Here is a 15,185-nt window from a genome sequence, read left to right on the forward strand (position 1 = left end):
GACGGGCCCGGCGCGCGCGGGTCACCGCTGGTGCGGGACGGCGCCCGGGGCCACGTGGAAGCGGGCCGCGTCCGGGAGCGGGCGGCGGTCGGCGGTCTCCAGCATGTCGCGGCGCTCGAACCACTCGGTGAGCCGGGTGCGGGCCTGGTCGTCGCGCTTGCGGAAGCGCTCGTCGGCCCGCGCCTCGGGACGGGCCTCCGCCGCGGAGATCTCGCGGAGCAGGACCCGGATCGGCGCCGCCTCGTCCTCCGGCAGGCACAGGTCGAGGACGGAGAAGGCCGTGCCCGGCGGGAACACCACCTCCGGCTCGTCGTCCGTGCCGAGGAAGACCGAGGTGCGGCGGCCCGTGGTGGACCAGACGCCGAACTCGACCGCGCCCTCCAGCTCCGCGTCGCACGCCGGCACCGCCGCCACCGCCGCGGGCTCGACCAGGACCGCGCCCGGCGCGTACCGGTCCAGCGGGACCCGCTCCACCGGGGCCGCCAGCATGACCGCCCCGTAGTGGCCCGGCAGCCGGCGCAGCCCCGAGTCCAGGCAGCGCAGCAGCGGGGTGAGGGGGCCGGGGGCCGCCGCCCGCGCCGCCGCCGCCAGCCCCTCGCGGGTCACCAGGTCGGTGGCGTCGTCCTGGTACAGCGCGATGGCCACCAGGTCCGGCTTGAGGCCGTCCTGCGCGAGGGAGCGCAGCGACGGCAGCCGGGACGCCAGCAGCTCCGTCTTGCTGGCCAGGATGTGGTACTTCTCCCCCAGCAGCGCCCGGAGCGCCGCCCGGTCGTCCGGCCCGCTCCTGCCGCCGGGGGCGGGAGCCGGGACGGAAGCCGCGGGGGGCACGGGCGCGGGCGCGGGGGGCTTCTGCGGCCGGGGCTCCGGGGCCGGGGGCTCTGAGACCGGAGGTTCGGGGGCCGGAGTTTCGGGGACCGGGGATTCGGAAGCCTGGGGTTCGGGGGCCGGGGGCGGGGCTTCCCCGGTCGGGGGTTCGGGAGCGGGATCCCGTACGGGGACGGGCGCGGGTACGGGTGTGGGCGCGGGTACGGGTGTGGGCGCGGGCGCCGGGGGCCGGTGGTGGAGGGAGAGTTCCTCCGCCCAGGTGCGGACCGTGTCCTCGTCGGACGCCGCGCCGTGCAGCACCAGGCCGTACGGCTCCGTCGCGCCCAGGTCCGGCAGCGCGGCCAGGATGCCGGGCAGGGCCCCGCGCAGTCCGGGCGGGAGCGGGTGCTCGCCGTCGCCCACGACCAGGACCGGGCGGGCCGGGTCGGGCCTCCTCGTGCGCGGGGCCGGGTCCGGCGTCCCGCCCGCCGGGCGCAGCCAGAGGCCCGCCGGGACGGCTTCGGCGGTCCAGTCCGCCGCGTCCGCGCACGCGTACCGGGCCGGGCCCGCCTCCTCGGGGCCGGAGAGCCGCAGCCACGCGGACGGTGCCACGCGGTGGCGGTCGGGCGAGGCGGCGAGTTCGACCAGGAGGGGCTGCCAGGTGGGCGCGCCCCGGCCGTCGAGGAAGGTGGTGGCGTGGTCGTCGGCCGTGCGCACGGGGAGGCCGATCGCCGCCCGTACCGTACGGCCCAGGTCGTCCGCGAGCGCCGTCGCCATGGCGACGAGGTCGGCGGGGTCGGCCCACGGCGCGGCCAGTAGAAGGTGGCGCGCGCCGGCCGCGTCCGCCGGCACCCGGTCCAGGAGCTCGCCGGCGGGCAGCGCGGGGCGGGCCGGGGAGCCGACGCCCAGGAGGTAGGTGTCCGGGGCGGCGCCGATCAGCGGCTCGATCGCCCGGGGCGGGGCGCCGAGCCAGACCCCGCCGGGGACCGTACGGGTCTCTCCCCCGGACTCTTCCCCTGGCTCTTCCCCGGTCCGCTCGCCGTCGGCCCGCTCATCGTCGGTCCGCTCGGCGGCGGTCTCCCCGACGGGGGAATCGTGGAGGGGGGAATCCTGGACGGGGGACGGGTCGAAGGCGTGGGCGCCGCCCCCGGACTCCGCCCTGACGGGGACCGGCGGGGGCGGGGGCGGAAGCAGGTCCTCTTCGTGCGCCTCTTCCTGTTCCTCTTCCGGTTCCCCCGAGGCTTCCGGCTCCTCCGAGGCTTCCGGCTCCCCCGGGGCTTCCGGGAGTGCCGGGTTCCCGGGCTCCGGCAGCGGCGGCCAGCCGGGGCCCAGGTCGTACGGCTCCTCCCCCGGGGCCGCGAGCCACCAGCCGCCCGGTCCGTCGACGCTCAGGGTGCCGTCGGGTTCGACGCTGACCGTGCCGTCCGGGGCGATCACCGTGAACCGAGCCGTCCGGGCGACCGACGCCACCGGGCGCTCGCCGCCGGGCGCGGGCGCGGCGAGGCCCGAGGCGGCGAGGACCAGGCCGGTGGCGCCGCGCTCCCGGGCGAGGCCGACCAGGTCCGGCAGGGCGCCGCGCAGGACGGGGGCCGCGTCCGGGGCCGCGGCGAGGACCAGGACCGCGCCGGGCAGCGGCGGCAGCTCGTGCAGGACCGGGGCGAGGGCGGCGGCCGTCTCCTCGGAGGCGATCACCACGTGCGGGCCGACGGGATGCGTCCCCGTTCCGGTGGCGGGGGCGGGGGCGGTCATCCTTCGTGTCCGTTCTGCGGGGTCCCGCCGTCGGGGTCGAGCAGCGGGGTCTGGAGCTGGACCGTGCGGCGGCGGGTGATGTGCTGCGCGCGTCCGGTGGGCAGCACCTTCGGCTTCGTACCGCCGAAGAGGTAGCCCTCGGTGGGCGGGCAGGAGAGCAGGACGGCCGGGGTGTTGACGTCCTGGAGCTTGCGCAGGAGCGGGTCGGACAGGCCGCGGGAGGCGCCGTTGGCGGAGCGGGCGACGATGATGTGCAGGCCGATCTCGGCGCCCTGGGCGAGGTTGTCGAGGACGGCGGCGAAGGGGTGGGACGACAGCGAGCCGTTGACGAGGTCGTAGTCGTCGACGAGGACGAAGAGTTCGGGCCCGCTCCACCAGTCGCGCCGCCGCAGCCGGTCCGGGGTGATGTCGGCGGACGGGATCCGGTTGGCGATCGCCTTGCCCGCGCCGGTGATCATCTGGCGCAGCGGGTCGGCGGAGACGGCGTAGCCGAGGCGGTACTCCTCGGGCACGGTCTCGTACATCTCGCGGCGGAAGTCGGCCAGCATGAGGCGGCCCTGGTCGGGGGTGTAGGCCCGCATGATCTGGGTCGCGATGTGCTTGAGCAGGTTGGTCTTGCCGGTCTCGCTGTCGCCGACGACGATCAGGTGCGGGTCCTGGGAGAAGTCGTGCCACAGCGGCTGGACCTCGGTGTCCTCCAGGCCGAGCGGGATGCGCAGGGAGCCGTGGGGGGCGGGGAGGTCGGCGGCGTCGAGGACGAGCGGGAGCATCCGCACCTCGGGGGCGCGGGGGCCGGTCCAGTGGTCGGCGACGACGTCGACCAGGTCGGCGACGCCCTCGCCGAGGTCGTGGGCGGTGCCGATGCCGTCCATGCGGGGCAGCGCGCACAGGAAGTGCATCTGGTCGGCGGTGATGCCGCGGCCGGGGATCTTGGGGACCTTGGCCGCCGCCCGCATGTTGACGACCGAGTCGACGGCGTCGCCCAGGCGGAGTTCGAAGCGGGTCTGGAGCTGGTCGCGGAGGGCGCCGGTGATCTCGCCCCAGCGGGTGGTGCCGACGACGAGGTGGACGCCGTAGTTGAGGCCGCGCTGGGAGATCAGGGTGAGGGGCTGGACCAGGTCCATGAACTCCTGGCGGAGGGTGTTCCAGCCGTCGATGACGAGGAACACGTCGCCGTGCCGGTCGTCGGGGAGTTCCCCGGCGGCCTTCTTGCGGCGGAAGGAGGCGATGGAGTCGATGCCGAGCTCGGCGAAGTACTTCTCGCGGCGGGTGATGACCGCGTTGACCTCGGCGATGGTGCGGATGACCCGGTCGGGGTCGTGCCGGCCGGTGACGCCGCCGACGTGCGGCAGGCCGCGCAGGCTCGACAGGGCGCCGCCGCCGAAGTCCAGGCAGTAGAACTGCACTTCGGCGGGGGTGTGGGTGAGGGCGAGCGCCGTCATCAGGGTGCGGATGAGGGTCGACTTGCCGGACTGCGGGGCGCCGGCGACGCCGATGTGGCCGTCGGCGCCGCCGAGGTCGGCGACGAGCAGGTCGCGGAGCTGCTGGAAGGGCCGGTCGACGACGCCGACGGGGACCCTGAGGGTGCCGCGGGCCTCGCCCTCGGCGGTGAAGCCGTGGTCGGGGTGGGGGCCGATCGGGGGCAGCAGTTCGTCCAGGGTGGGCGGCACGCCGAGCGGCGGCAGCCACACCTGGTAGGCGGGCGGTCCGGCGTCGGTGAGGCGCTCGGCCGCGATGTCGAGGAGGCTGCCGGTCTCCTCGGGCACCGCCTCCTCCTCCGGGTCGGGGGCGACGGGCAGCACGTGCGGGGCGACGTACTCGGTGCCGAGGGCGACGACCTGGCCCTCGATGACCGAACGGCGGGCGTTCGGGCGGCGCTTGGGCCGGTAGGTGCCGGAGACGTAGGCGGCCTTGAAGCGGCTGAGGGTGGAGATGTCGCTGCGCAGGTAGCCGTTGCCGGGCTGGGAGGGCAGCTGGTAGGCGTCGGGGACGCCGAGGACGCCCCGGGACTCCATGGCGGAGAAGGTCCGCAGGCCGATCCGGTACGACAGGTGGGACTCCAGCTGGTGCACGCGGCCCTCGTCGAGGCGCTGGGAGGCGAGCAGCAGGTGGACGCCGAGCGAGCGGCCGAGGCGGCCGATCATGACGAAGAGGTCCATGAAGTCGCGGTGGGCGGCGAGCAGTTCGGAGAACTCGTCGACGACGACGAAGAGGGTGGGCAGCGGGTCGAGCGGGGTGCCGGCGGCGCGGGCGGTCTCGTACTCCAGGAGGGAGGCGTAGTTTCCGGCGGCGCGCAGCAGTTCCTGGCGGCGGATCATCTCGCCGTGCAGGGCGTCGCGCATGCGGTCGACGAGGTCGGCCTCGTCGGCGAGGTTGGTGATGACGGCCGAGGTGTGCGGCAGGCCGTCGAGGCCGAGGAAGGTGGCGCCGCCCTTGAAGTCGACGAGGACGAAGTTGAGGATCTCCGAGGAGTGGGTGAGGGCCAGGGCGAGGACGAGGGTGCGCAGCAGCTCGGACTTGCCGGAGCCGGTGGCGCCGATGAGCATGCCGTGCGGGCCCATGCCGCCCTGGGCGGATTCCTTGATGTCGAGGTCGATGGGGGTGCCGTCGGGGCCGAGGCCGAGCGGGACCCGGAGCTTGTTCGACTGGTTGCGGCGCGCCCACTGCTCCTTGACGTCGAAGCGGTGCAGGTCGGGGATGCCGAGCAGGCCCGCCAGGTCGAAGTCGGTCTCCAGGGGTTCGCCCGCGTCGATGCTGTCGCCGAGGCGGTACGGGGCCATGGCGGCGGCCAGCCGGGTGGCGGCGGCGGGGGTCAGGGCGTCGGGGACGCCGAGCGGGGTGACCTGGTCCTTGCGGTTGCGGTCGGCGCCGACCATCTCCAGGGTGCCGGGGGTGTCGGGGGCGCCGGTGATCCGCAGCCGGAGGGTGAGGCGGCCGTGCTTCCACTCCAGGGTGGAGCCGAGGTCGACGACGGTGGCGTTGCGGTAGCCGCCGAGCGCGACCCGGTGGGGGCCGGTGAGGACGGCGCCGTCGAGGACGACGACGGTGTAGGGCTCGTCGCGGCTGGGGGTGGCGTCGGGCTCGTACGGGGGCCGGGCGCCGAACTCCTCGCCGAGGAGCTGCTCCAGCTCGCCGATGCTGGCGGCGACGAGCCGCAGCGGTCCCGCGCCGTCGGTCTCGTGCGGGTGCAGGGCGTGCGGGAGCCACTTGGTCCACTCCCAGTGGGCCCGCCGGTCGGGGGCGGCGACGACGGCGACGCGCAGTTCGTCGGGGGCGTGGAAGGTGGCCATCTGGGCGAGGACGGCGCGGAGCAGGGCGCGGGCCCGGTCGTCCTCGGGGCCGCCCTCCGCGCCGTTCTCCGCGCCGGGGTCCGTACCGGTGCCGGGTTCGGTGTCCCCGGCGCGGACCAGGACGTGGGCGAAGCCTCGCAGGTGGATGGCGACGGGCTGGTCGGCGATGGAGCCGTACGCGTGGATGAAGCGGCGCAGCGCGTGGGCGCTGAGCGGTTCGAGGTCCTCGACGGGCTTGGTGGCGAGGGGGGCGAGGCGGACGGCGAGCCGCTGGGAGCCCAGCGCGATCCGCACGTCGCTGAAGTCGGGGTGCGAGGAGCGGCGCTCCCACAGGCGGGAGGTCCGGACCAGGAAGGGGAGTTCGGCCGGGTCGGGGTGGCGCCAGGCGAGGGCCTCCTGCTGCTGGAGGATCTCCTTGCGGACCTGCCGCCGCATCTGCGCGAGGTAGCGCAGGTAGTCGCGGCGCTCGCCGGTGAGTTCCTGTTTGCGGTCGGCGTTCCCGCGCATGATCTGGGTGACGATCATGCCGATGGCGGACACGGCCATGGTGCCCATGGCGATGTACGTCATCATGCCGCCGTTGGGCCGCAGGAAGATGAAGACCATGGAGAGCGAGGACAGCGCCATCGGCACCATCGTGATGATGCTTCCCACGCCGCTCTGCTTCTCCGGCAGGCCGGGCGGCTCCTGGAGCTGGATCTCGCCGTCGGGCATCTCGGGGCCCGGCCGCCGCGGCGGGCGGTTGACTTGCACCACGCTCAACGAACAACGCTCCTCACGCCTGGCGCACGCCGGGCGGCCGACTTCGTGCGGTTTCCTCGTCAGTCGGGAACGGACGGACGGTGCGGGACGGTTCACCCCGGCCGCGCGGTTCCCCCCGGGTGAACGCCGGATGAACCCCGACGGCGGGGAGGTCCGTTGATCCCTGCGGCAGGGAGGGAGCGGAGGATCGGGGGGAGAACGTGCGTGCGTACGGATGCCCGTCGGGTCGGCCGGGGCGCCGTCCCGGCCGGTCCGGGCGGTCGCCGGGGCGGCCGGGGCGGTGTGCGTACGCCCGCCGGGACGGCGTCGGGAGGAGAGCGGTGAACGGGGCGGGCGAGGGCGCCGGGGACGGCGGCGGGCCGGGCTCCGGGGCCCGGGAGGCGTACGGGGCGGGGGTGCCGCCGCGTACGTGGCTGCCGGACGTCGGCCCGGAGGACGTGGACCCGCTGGCCGGGGCCGTGACCGGGCTGGACGTGCCGGAGGCGACGGCGACCGAGGTGACGGGCGTCCTCGTCCGGCTGCTCGGGACGACCGCCCCGGCCGGACTGCCGGATCCGGAGGCGCTGCTGATCGCGCGGGTGTTCGTGGTCGACGAGCATCCGTCGGCGGCCCGCTGGAGCGAGGACGAGCGGCGCTCGGTGGCCGGGCTGACCGCCGCCCTGGTGGCCCGGCACGGCGAGGAGGGCGTCGAGGCGCTCGTACGGGAACTGCGGGGCGCGGGGCGCGGGGACGACTGAGGGACCGGGTCCCGTGCGGGCGCGGGAGGGGGCCGGGTCCCGTGCGGGCGGCGGGTGGCCGGTGGAGTGGCGTGCGGGGGCTTCCGGCTGAACCCGGGGGCGGGGTGCTTCCGTTCCCCTGTCCGCCGAGGGTTTTCCGGCCTCGGCTGGACAGCGGGAAGGACACGCGGGCAGTGAGCGGTAGCGCGGTGGCGGGGCTGTGCCGGTTGAGGTTCCACGGGCCGCACAAGGTGGTCGAGCTCTCCGTACCGGCCGACGTCCCCCTGGCGGACCTGTTGCCGACCATCGTCGGCTATTCCGGGGACGACCTGGACGAGAAGGCCGTCGAGGCGGGCGGCTGGGTGCTCCAGCGGCTCGGCGAGGAGCCGCTCGACGAGGAGCGGACGGCGGAGGCGCTGGAGCTGCGCGACGGCGAGCGGCTCTACCTGCGGATGCGCCGCGAGGCCCTGCCGGAGGTCCACTTCGACGATGTCGTCGACGGGGTCGCGGCCGGTCTGGAGCGGCGCGGCGACGGCTGGAGCCCCGCCCTCACCCACCATCTGGCGCTCGGCGTCGCGCTGCTCGCGCTGGCGGGCGGCTTCGTGCTGCTGGCCCTGTCCGGCGGGCTCGGCCCGCTGCGGGTGGTGGCGGCGGCCGGCACCGGGGCGCTGCTGCTGCTCGGCGCGGGCAGTGCCGCGCGGGCGGTGGGCGACGCGGGGGCCGGTACGGCGCTCGGCGCGGCGGCGGTGCCCTATCTGGCGCTGGCCGGGGCGCTGCTGCCGGCCGGGGAGAGCGACCTGACGGCGGCCCGGCTGCTGGCGGGCGGTTCGGCGGCGGCGGGGGCCTCGGTCCTGGCGCTGGCGTCGGTGGCCTGCTCGGCGCCGCTCTTCCTGGGGCTGCTCGTCACCGCGGTCGCCGCGTCGGTGGCCGGGACGCTCGCGCTGGTGGGCCTGTCGCCGTCGGAGACGGCGGGGGCGCTGGCGGTGCTCGTGGTGGCCGCCGGGGCGTTCCTGCCCGGTTTCGCCTTCCGGCTGTCGGGGCTGAAGCTGCCCGCGCTGCCGCGCCGGGCGGAGGAGCTCCAGGAGGACATCGAGCCGTATCCGGCGCGGGAGGTCGTGGACCGCAGCGCGGTGGCCGACGGCTATCTGACCGCCTTCCACGTGGTGACCGGCGCCCTGTGCGCGGGCTGTCTGACGCTGATGGCGCCCGCGCCGGGCTGGGCGCCGGTGGCGCTGGCGGCCGTGCTGTCGCTGCTGCTGGTGCTGCACGTCCGCGAGGTCGGTTCCCGGTGGCAGCGGCTGGCCCTGATCGTGCCCGGCGTGTACGGGCTGGCACTGCTCGCGGCCGGGTGGGCGCTGTCGCTCGGCGCGACGGGCCGGCTGGGCCTGCTGACCGGTCTGGTGGCGGTGGCCGCGGCGCTCGCGGTCTTCTCGTGGACGGTGCCGGGGCGGCGGCTGCTGCCGTACTGGGGCCGGGCCGCCGACCTGCTGCACAGCGCGCTGGCGCTGAGCCTGATCCCGCTGGCGCTGGCCGAGGCCGGGGTCTTCACCTGGGTGCGCGGGCTCACCGGCTGAGCGCCCCGCACCGCCCCTGACGCCCGACACCCCTTCCCCCTCCAGGAGTTCACATGCAGTCCAGGCGCGACCAGGTGCAGGCCCACCTGTTCGTGATGAGCAGGCTCGGGGCCGGCATGCTGCGGGGCGAGCCCGACGCGCTGGACCTCCCGACCCGGCGGACCGTCCGGGGGGTGCGGACCGGGCTGTTCATCGCCGTGGTCATCGCCCTGGTGATGGGCCTGTACGGGGCGATCAAGCCGGGCGGCTCGGCGGGCTGGGCCAAGCCGGGGACCCTGGTGGTGGTGAAGGAGACGGGCGCCCGGTACCTGTTCGTCGGCGGGGAGCTGCGGCCGGTCCTCAACCAGGCCAGCGCCCGGCTGGTCGCCGGGTCCAGGATGACCGTCACGCAGGTCGGGCAGGCGTCGCTGGGGGCGGTGCCGCGCGGCGGCCCGCTGGGGATCGTGGGCGCGCCGGACGGGCTGCCCGCCTCGTCCGCGCTGGCCCGGGGCGACTGGCTGGTGTGCGGCCTGGTGGCGGCGGGGCCGTCGGGGCGGCCCGGCCCGGTGGTGTCGGTGGCGGTCGGCGCGGCGGGCTCCGGCCGGGCGCTCGGCCCGGACCAGGGGCTGCTGGTGGCGGCCTCGGACGGCACCGGGCACGTGCTGTGGCAGGGGCGGCGGCTGCGGCTCGGCGCGGGCGCGGCGACGGCGCTCGGTTACGGCACGGCCACCCCGTTCCCGGTGGCGGCCGCCTATCTCAACTCCCTTCCGGCGGGCCCCGACCTGGCGCTGCCGGAGATCGCGGGCCGGGGTGCGGCCGGTCCCGCCCTGGCCGGGCGGGCGACCCGGGTCGGGCAGCTCTTCACGGGCCCGGGCGGTGAGCCGTACGTGCTGACCCGGAAGGGTCTGGCGGCGCTCGACCGGACCCGTTTCGAGCTGCTGCGGGGCGATCCGCGCACGCAGCGGGAGGCGTACGCGGGGGCGCCGGCGGTCGCCGTGGCGGTGGGCGCCGCCGATCTGGCCGCCCACTCGGCACCGGCCGGGACGCTGCCGGCCGGGGGGCTTCCCGAGGCGCCGCCGAAGCTGGTGGAGCCGGGGGCCGGGCAGGGCGTGTGCACGGCGGTGCGGCCGGCGGCGGGCGGCGGGGTCTCCACCCTGGTGACCGTGGCCGACGCGGCGGCGGTCGCGGGCCGTCCGGTGACGCCCCAGCCGGGCGTGACGGCGGGGTGCGGCGCGGCGGACCTGGTCGCGGTGCGGCCCGGCGGCGGGGCGCTGGTGCGGGCGCTGTCCGGGGCGGGCGCGGCCGGGGTGACGTACCTGGTGGCGGACAACGGCGTGAAGTACCCGCTGCCGACGGACGACGCCGCGAAGGCCCTGGGCTATCCGGGCGCGGTGGACACGGGCGTACCGGCGACGCTGCTGTCGCTGCTGCCGTCGGGCCCGGCCCTGGACCCGTCGGCGCTGGCGGCGGCGGGGGTCGTCGACGTGACGGCGGGCGTGCCGGCACCGGTCTGCCCCGGGGCGGAGCCCGCGGGCGGCAAGGGCGTGAAGGCCGGGGAGGCCCTGGAGGTCCCGCGGGCCGGGACGTCCGGGGCGGAGCGCGCGCTGGGCGCGGTCGCGCCGTAGGACCGGGGGCCGTAACGCGGTCGCGGCGTGAACCCCGCGCCGTGAGCGCCCCGTTCTTCCTGCCGGGGACCACCCCGACCGTACGACAAAGGAGTTCAGGTGACCGACGCGCCCAACGCCAACCTCAAGGTCTCGTCAGCGGTACTCACCCAGACCCTCAACGAGCTGGAGGAGCACCTCCAGACGATGGAGCGGTCCTACACGCAGTCCGAGGACATCGCGCGCCAGGTCGCGGACAGCATGAAGTCCACCGCCGGAACCAAGTTCATCGCGAAGATCGAGAACTGGCAGCGCGGCTACCGCACGGTGATGGCCGAGTACAAGGACCTCGTGGACGCCGTCGGCATGACCAGCAAGGTCATGACGGACACCGCCGGCGAGGCGGACGCCAACATGGACATGTGGGACGGCGACGTCTACGACATCCTCAGCAAGTGACCGGGGCGAAGCCTCCCTTCGCTTCGCTTCCCCCTCTCCCTCCCTTTCCTCCCCTCTGCCGTAAGGAACGCGCATGGACTCCATGGACATGGACATCAAGCACGGCGCCCTCCAGGACGCCAACGACCAGATGAAGCAGGTCGCGGCCGCCATGAGCTCGGCCGTGAACACCATCGTGCAGCGCCTCAGCGCCATCCAGTCCGAGTTCACCGGTGAGGCGGCCAAGGAGTTCGAGGAGTTCAAGCAGGTCGTGAACAACCTGGACTCCACGCTGTCGCACCAGTTCGACAAGGGCGCGGACCTGCTGGCGGACGCCCACGGCATCATCCGCAACGGCGACCGCAAGAGCGCCTACCTGTTCCAGCGCTGAGCCCCGCGCCGCCCGGGACCCGGCCCGCCGCCCTCGTGCCGGCGCGCCGGGTTCCGCCGTTCCCGGGCCCGGGCTGAACCCCGGGGCGGGGGGCTTCCGTTCTCCGTGCCGGACCGCGTACGCGGGGACGGCACCAGGACAGGAGAGGGCCCATGGCGACCAGCGAACCCGACGACAACGAGGACGGCGGCGACTCCACCACGGTCTCGCTGGACGTTCTGCTCGCCAAGCAGAAGGCGTTCGAGAGCCTGATGAACGAGTTCACCTCGGACCCTTACCTCACGAGGCTCGCCGAGTGGAAGAACCAGACCCTCGTCGGCGACTACGGCCGGCTCGTCCCGGGCAACACGAAGGCCCTGGCCAGCGCCGAGCAGGTGCAGAGGCTGTTCGCCAAGGTGGCCGGAGAGCTGGACACGGCGCTGAGCAAGCTCAACGCCATCGCCAACAGCGGCTACATCAACCTCGGCAGCGTCAAGCAGATCCTGGGCGAGGCGGTCGGGGACTCCCTCGACACGGCCGAGATGTGGGAGCTCCTCGGCTACATCCAGCGGGACGGCCAGAACACCGGCAATTCCGGAACCACTTCCTCGCCGTGACCCCCTGTACCACCGGAGAAAGGAGCCGGGTGTGAGCGAACAGCCGACCGGAACGACGCCGCCGACGCGCAAGTGGGCCTGGGAAGACTCCATCAAGATCTTCCTGGACAGCACCGGGACCCTGACGACACGGAACATGGTGGCCGGCCCGGGTTCCAAGGACTGGTCCGACTTCGGGACCTTCAGGATCGAGAAGAACGTCTCCTTCAGCAAGGACTACTCGACGATCTTCGATTTCTGGTGGGAGTTCGTCTCCACCTACGGTAGCCGGAAAGCCCGGTACGTCGTGGGTTTCAGTGCCAACTGGGCGGGTTACTTCGACGACGGCAGCTCGCCGTACAACCTGTTCCTGAACGAGCCGAACAAGGGACTCCTCCCCTTGGTGAGCGGGCCGACGACGGCGAGGACGGACGTCGTCAACCCCTACACGTTCGAGAACGCGAAGAACGAACTGAACGGCGTCGTCAAGTGGATGGAGAAGTGGAACCCCATCATCAAGGGATGGGGCGACGATCTGGAGTCCGAGGGAAGCGAGTGGCGGGGCAGCGCCGCCGGTTCGTTCAAGAAGTTCGTCAACGTCATCTACGGCGAGATGTACAAGGTCTGGCTGGACATCACCACGCCCAAGAACCTGGTGACCCTGCTGGAGAATTCCCAGATCGGGCTCGTCGCCGCCTACTGGGGCATGTACAACGGGTTCGAGGACTGGAAGAAGAAGCAGAAGGACCTGACCAAGGCCGACGGAACGACGCAGGCCTACCGGACCCACAACGGGGTGGAGCTGCTGCGCGCCAACTTCTACGCCCTCATGCAGGGCGCCACGCTCCACACCACCTGGACGACGACCACGACGGTCACCGTGGCGGGCGGCGGCGGCACCTCCACCAGCACCAGTTCCGACTTCGTCGCCCTCTATGACAAGGACGGGAAGGACGTCAGTTCCCCCGACTGGGTCCGGATGGTCGAGCAGAACGCGAAGGCCGAGTGGCTGAAGGAGACCGAGAGTCTCGACACGACCGCGACGACCTACACCAACATCATGGATGACGCCTACCGGGAGCTGGCCGCCGCGCTCGCCCCGGTGCTCCACCAACCGAACTTCGCCCTCCCCAGTGGTACCGGCGGCCCGGGTGGACCTGGAGGCCCCGGGGGGCCCGGTGGCGGGGATTCCGGCCTGCCCGACGGATTGGGCGGGAACGGCGACGGCGCGGGCGGCTCCGGAGGCGGCATCGGCGGCGGGGGCGGCGGCGGCATCAAGGTGCCCGACTTGACCACCGGCAAAGAGGGCGACGGAAACGGCAAGAACGGGAACGGCAAGAATCCCGGAGGGCTGCCCGCCCCGCCCACCATCCCCCCGCCGATCACCGTCCCCGACACCACCACGGGCAAGCCCGGCTCGGGACCGGGCACGGGCAACAACGTCCCGCTGCTCGACAAGAACGGCAAGCCCGTCACCGGCGCGGACGGCAAGCCCGTCATGCTGCCGCCGGGCTCCCGCATCGGCAAGGACGGCAAGGTCTACGACTCGAAGGGCAACCCGGTCCTCGGCTCGAACGGCAAGCAGATCGTCGCACCCCCCGGCGCCAAGACGGGGACGCCGCAGCCGCCCACCCGCGAGGAGAACCAGACGGGCGGCACGCCGGGCGCCGGCTACGACCGGATCCGGCTTCCCGAGGGCGCCAAGGTCATGCCCGACGGCAGCGTGGTCGACGCCAAGGGCAAGCCGCTCCTCGACGCCAACGGCAACCCCTACGTACTGCCGAAGGGCGCCACCCTCAAGGACGGCATCGTCATCGACGCCAACGGCAACCCGATCAGCCGCAGTCACCAGATGCTCACCAACGCCGAGCACGCCCTCTCCTCCCGCCCCGAGCAGAAGAACCCGACCACCGGCGGGAAGAACGTCTTCGACGGGATCAACACCGGCGGCAGCGGCCGCAAGTTCGACCTGAACGGCCTCGGTTCCGGCGGCTCCGGCCTCGGTGGCGGCAGCGGAAAAAGCGTCTCGTCGGTCGTCGGCGGCGGCGTCGGCGGCACCGGCGAGCGGCTCGCCCGGATGCTCGGCGAACCGAGCGGTACGCAGGCCACCGCCGGCGGCACGGGCACCGGTTCCGGGGGCGGTTCCGGCACCGGAACCGGTGGTGGTACGGGCACGGGCTCCGGGGGCGGCACCGGAGCGGGCGGTCCCCAGACCGCGCAGTCCCCGATGATGCCGCCGATGAACCCCGGCGCGGCCGGCGGCGGCCAGCCCAACCAGGGCAAGGACCGGCAGCGCACCACCTGGCTGACCGAGGACGAGGACACCTGGGGCACCGACACCGGCTCCGTCAGCGGGGTCATCGGCCGCTGACCCCGCCCGCGACGAACGACCCCTCTTCCCCATGAAAGGCGGCCCCATGGCCATGGACTTCGAGAGCATCCTCAAGGACACGATGTCCGCCCTGCACGAGCATCGGGACAAGATGCTGGAGGCCAAGCGCGAACTGGACGCGGCGACCACGTCGGTCACCTCCAAGGACCGCATGGTGTCCGTGACGGTCGGCCCCCAGGGCCAGGTGGTCTCGATGACCTTCCACACCAAGGCGTACCAGTCGATGGCACCGGCCGAACTGGCCGCCGCCCTCGTCATCGTCCTCAACGAGGCACGGGCCAGGATGGGCAGCGAGGTCATCGAGCGCATCAAGGGCTTCCAGGACTTCAGCGGCCACCTGCGCAGCGTGACGGGGCTCGCCGGCACGCCGGTCGAGATGGACGAGGTCCTCAAGCCGCTGCGGGCCATGGCCCCGACCTTCAGCCAGGAGGAGGCTCTGGAGGAGCTGAGGGCTTCCCGGCAGGAGGAGTTCGCCGCCGAGGAGGAGGCGGCCCGCCGGGCCTCCGAACAGAAGGCGAAGCAGGAAGAGTTCGAGGCCGAGGCCGAGAACCGCATCCCCACCGGGAAGCAGGAGGAGTTCAGTGGCTGAGGACCTGAAGGTCCTGAGTGACCTCAAGGGAAAGTTCGCCCACTACGAGGAGTACCAGCGCTGCCTCTCCGACCTGGGCCGGACGATCCTGGAGATCAACCGGATCAACAAGGAGTCGGCGGGCCAGGACGAGATCGGGAAGACGTACCACAAGCAGGTGGACAAGCCCACCGAAAACCTGACCGAGACCCTCGGGTACATCACCAAGCGGCTGGGCGCGGTGACGGACGCGGGCAAGCAGACGACCGACACGATGGCGAAGTCGGACGAAGAGGCCGGTTCCCACGTGGACGGCTTCTGAGACGGGTCTCCATGGAGATGC

11 protein-coding genes are annotated in these 15,185 nt (G+C 73.9%); 9 read left to right on the forward strand and 2 right to left on the reverse strand.

Annotated features, from left to right (window positions below):
* Window positions 1-21: 21 nt before the first annotated feature.
* The gene (locus IE219_RS32355) at window positions 22-2,553 is read right to left on the reverse strand and encodes a hypothetical protein (protein WP_268256867.1); all 2,532 of its coding nucleotides are present in this window, start codon (window positions 2,551-2,553) and stop codon (window positions 22-24) included.
* Entirely contained in the window at window positions 2,550-6,605 is a 4,056-nt protein-coding gene (gene eccCa / locus IE219_RS28540; RefSeq protein WP_373298907.1) for a type VII secretion protein EccCa, read from the reverse strand. Before eccCa ends, IE219_RS32355 begins: the two co-directional genes overlap by 4 nt.
* Before the next feature lie 320 nt (window positions 6,606-6,925).
* Between eccCa and IE219_RS28545 the strand changes: the two genes are divergently transcribed.
* The 9 genes from IE219_RS28545 to IE219_RS28585 all read left to right on the forward strand — a co-directional run bounded on the left by IE219_RS28545 (window position 6,926) and on the right by IE219_RS28585 (window position 15,164).
* Complete coding sequence (locus IE219_RS28545) at window positions 6,926-7,342, forward strand: hypothetical protein (protein WP_189982703.1); 417 nt, start codon at window positions 6,926-6,928, stop codon at window positions 7,340-7,342.
* A 173-nt stretch (window positions 7,343-7,515) separates the two neighbouring features.
* Window positions 7,516-8,895: a type VII secretion integral membrane protein EccD gene (gene eccD, locus IE219_RS28550; protein WP_189982705.1), complete on the forward strand. Its 1,380-nt coding sequence runs from the start codon at window positions 7,516-7,518 to the stop codon at window positions 8,893-8,895.
* A 53-nt stretch (window positions 8,896-8,948) separates the two neighbouring features.
* Window positions 8,949-10,499, forward strand: a complete 1,551-nt coding sequence (eccB, locus tag IE219_RS28555; RefSeq protein ID WP_189982707.1) for a type VII secretion protein EccB — start codon at window positions 8,949-8,951, stop codon at window positions 10,497-10,499.
* Between the two features lie 99 nt (window positions 10,500-10,598).
* The gene (locus IE219_RS28560) at window positions 10,599-10,937 is read left to right on the forward strand and encodes a hypothetical protein (RefSeq protein WP_189982709.1); all 339 of its coding nucleotides are present in this window, start codon (window positions 10,599-10,601) and stop codon (window positions 10,935-10,937) included.
* A 73-nt stretch (window positions 10,938-11,010) separates the two neighbouring features.
* Complete coding sequence (locus tag IE219_RS28565) at window positions 11,011-11,307, forward strand: hypothetical protein (RefSeq protein WP_189982711.1); 297 nt, start codon at window positions 11,011-11,013, stop codon at window positions 11,305-11,307.
* Window positions 11,308-11,459: 152 nt separating this feature from the next.
* Window positions 11,460-11,903, forward strand: a complete 444-nt coding sequence (locus IE219_RS28570; protein WP_189982713.1) for a hypothetical protein — start codon at window positions 11,460-11,462, stop codon at window positions 11,901-11,903.
* A gap of 31 nt (window positions 11,904-11,934) precedes the next feature.
* The gene (locus IE219_RS28575) at window positions 11,935-14,253 is read left to right on the forward strand and encodes a hypothetical protein (RefSeq protein WP_189982715.1); all 2,319 of its coding nucleotides are present in this window, start codon (window positions 11,935-11,937) and stop codon (window positions 14,251-14,253) included.
* Window positions 14,254-14,299: 46 nt separating this feature from the next.
* Window positions 14,300-14,863 (forward strand): YbaB/EbfC family nucleoid-associated protein, encoded by a 564-nt coding sequence (locus IE219_RS28580; RefSeq protein ID WP_189982717.1) that lies wholly within the window; start codon window positions 14,300-14,302, stop codon window positions 14,861-14,863.
* Window positions 14,856-15,164 carry a hypothetical protein gene (locus IE219_RS28585; RefSeq protein ID WP_189982719.1) on the forward strand — a complete coding sequence of 103 codons (309 nt, stop codon included), beginning with the start codon at window positions 14,856-14,858 and terminating at the stop codon, window positions 15,162-15,164. Before IE219_RS28580 ends, IE219_RS28585 begins: the two co-directional genes overlap by 8 nt.
* Window positions 15,165-15,185 lie beyond the last annotated feature (21 nt).

Source organism: Streptomyces termitum (genome assembly GCF_014650175.1).
GTDB lineage: Bacteria > Actinomycetota > Actinomycetes > Streptomycetales > Streptomycetaceae > Streptomyces > Streptomyces termitum.

Excerpts from the sequence above, each read along its gene's own strand:
- IE219_RS28570 (WP_189982713.1), top strand. The coding sequence starts at position 11,460 with ATGGCGACCAGCGAACCCGACGACAACGAGGACGGCGGCGACTCCACC.
- IE219_RS28580 (WP_189982717.1), top strand. The coding sequence starts at position 14,300 with ATGGCCATGGACTTCGAGAGCATCCTCAAGGACACGATGTCCGCCCTG.
- IE219_RS32355 (WP_268256867.1), bottom strand. The coding sequence starts at position 2,553 with ATGACCGCCCCCGCCCCCGCCACCGGAACGGGGACGCATCCCGTCGGC.
- eccB (WP_189982707.1), top strand. The coding sequence starts at position 8,949 with ATGCAGTCCAGGCGCGACCAGGTGCAGGCCCACCTGTTCGTGATGAGC.
- IE219_RS28565 (WP_189982711.1), top strand. The coding sequence starts at position 11,011 with ATGGACTCCATGGACATGGACATCAAGCACGGCGCCCTCCAGGACGCC.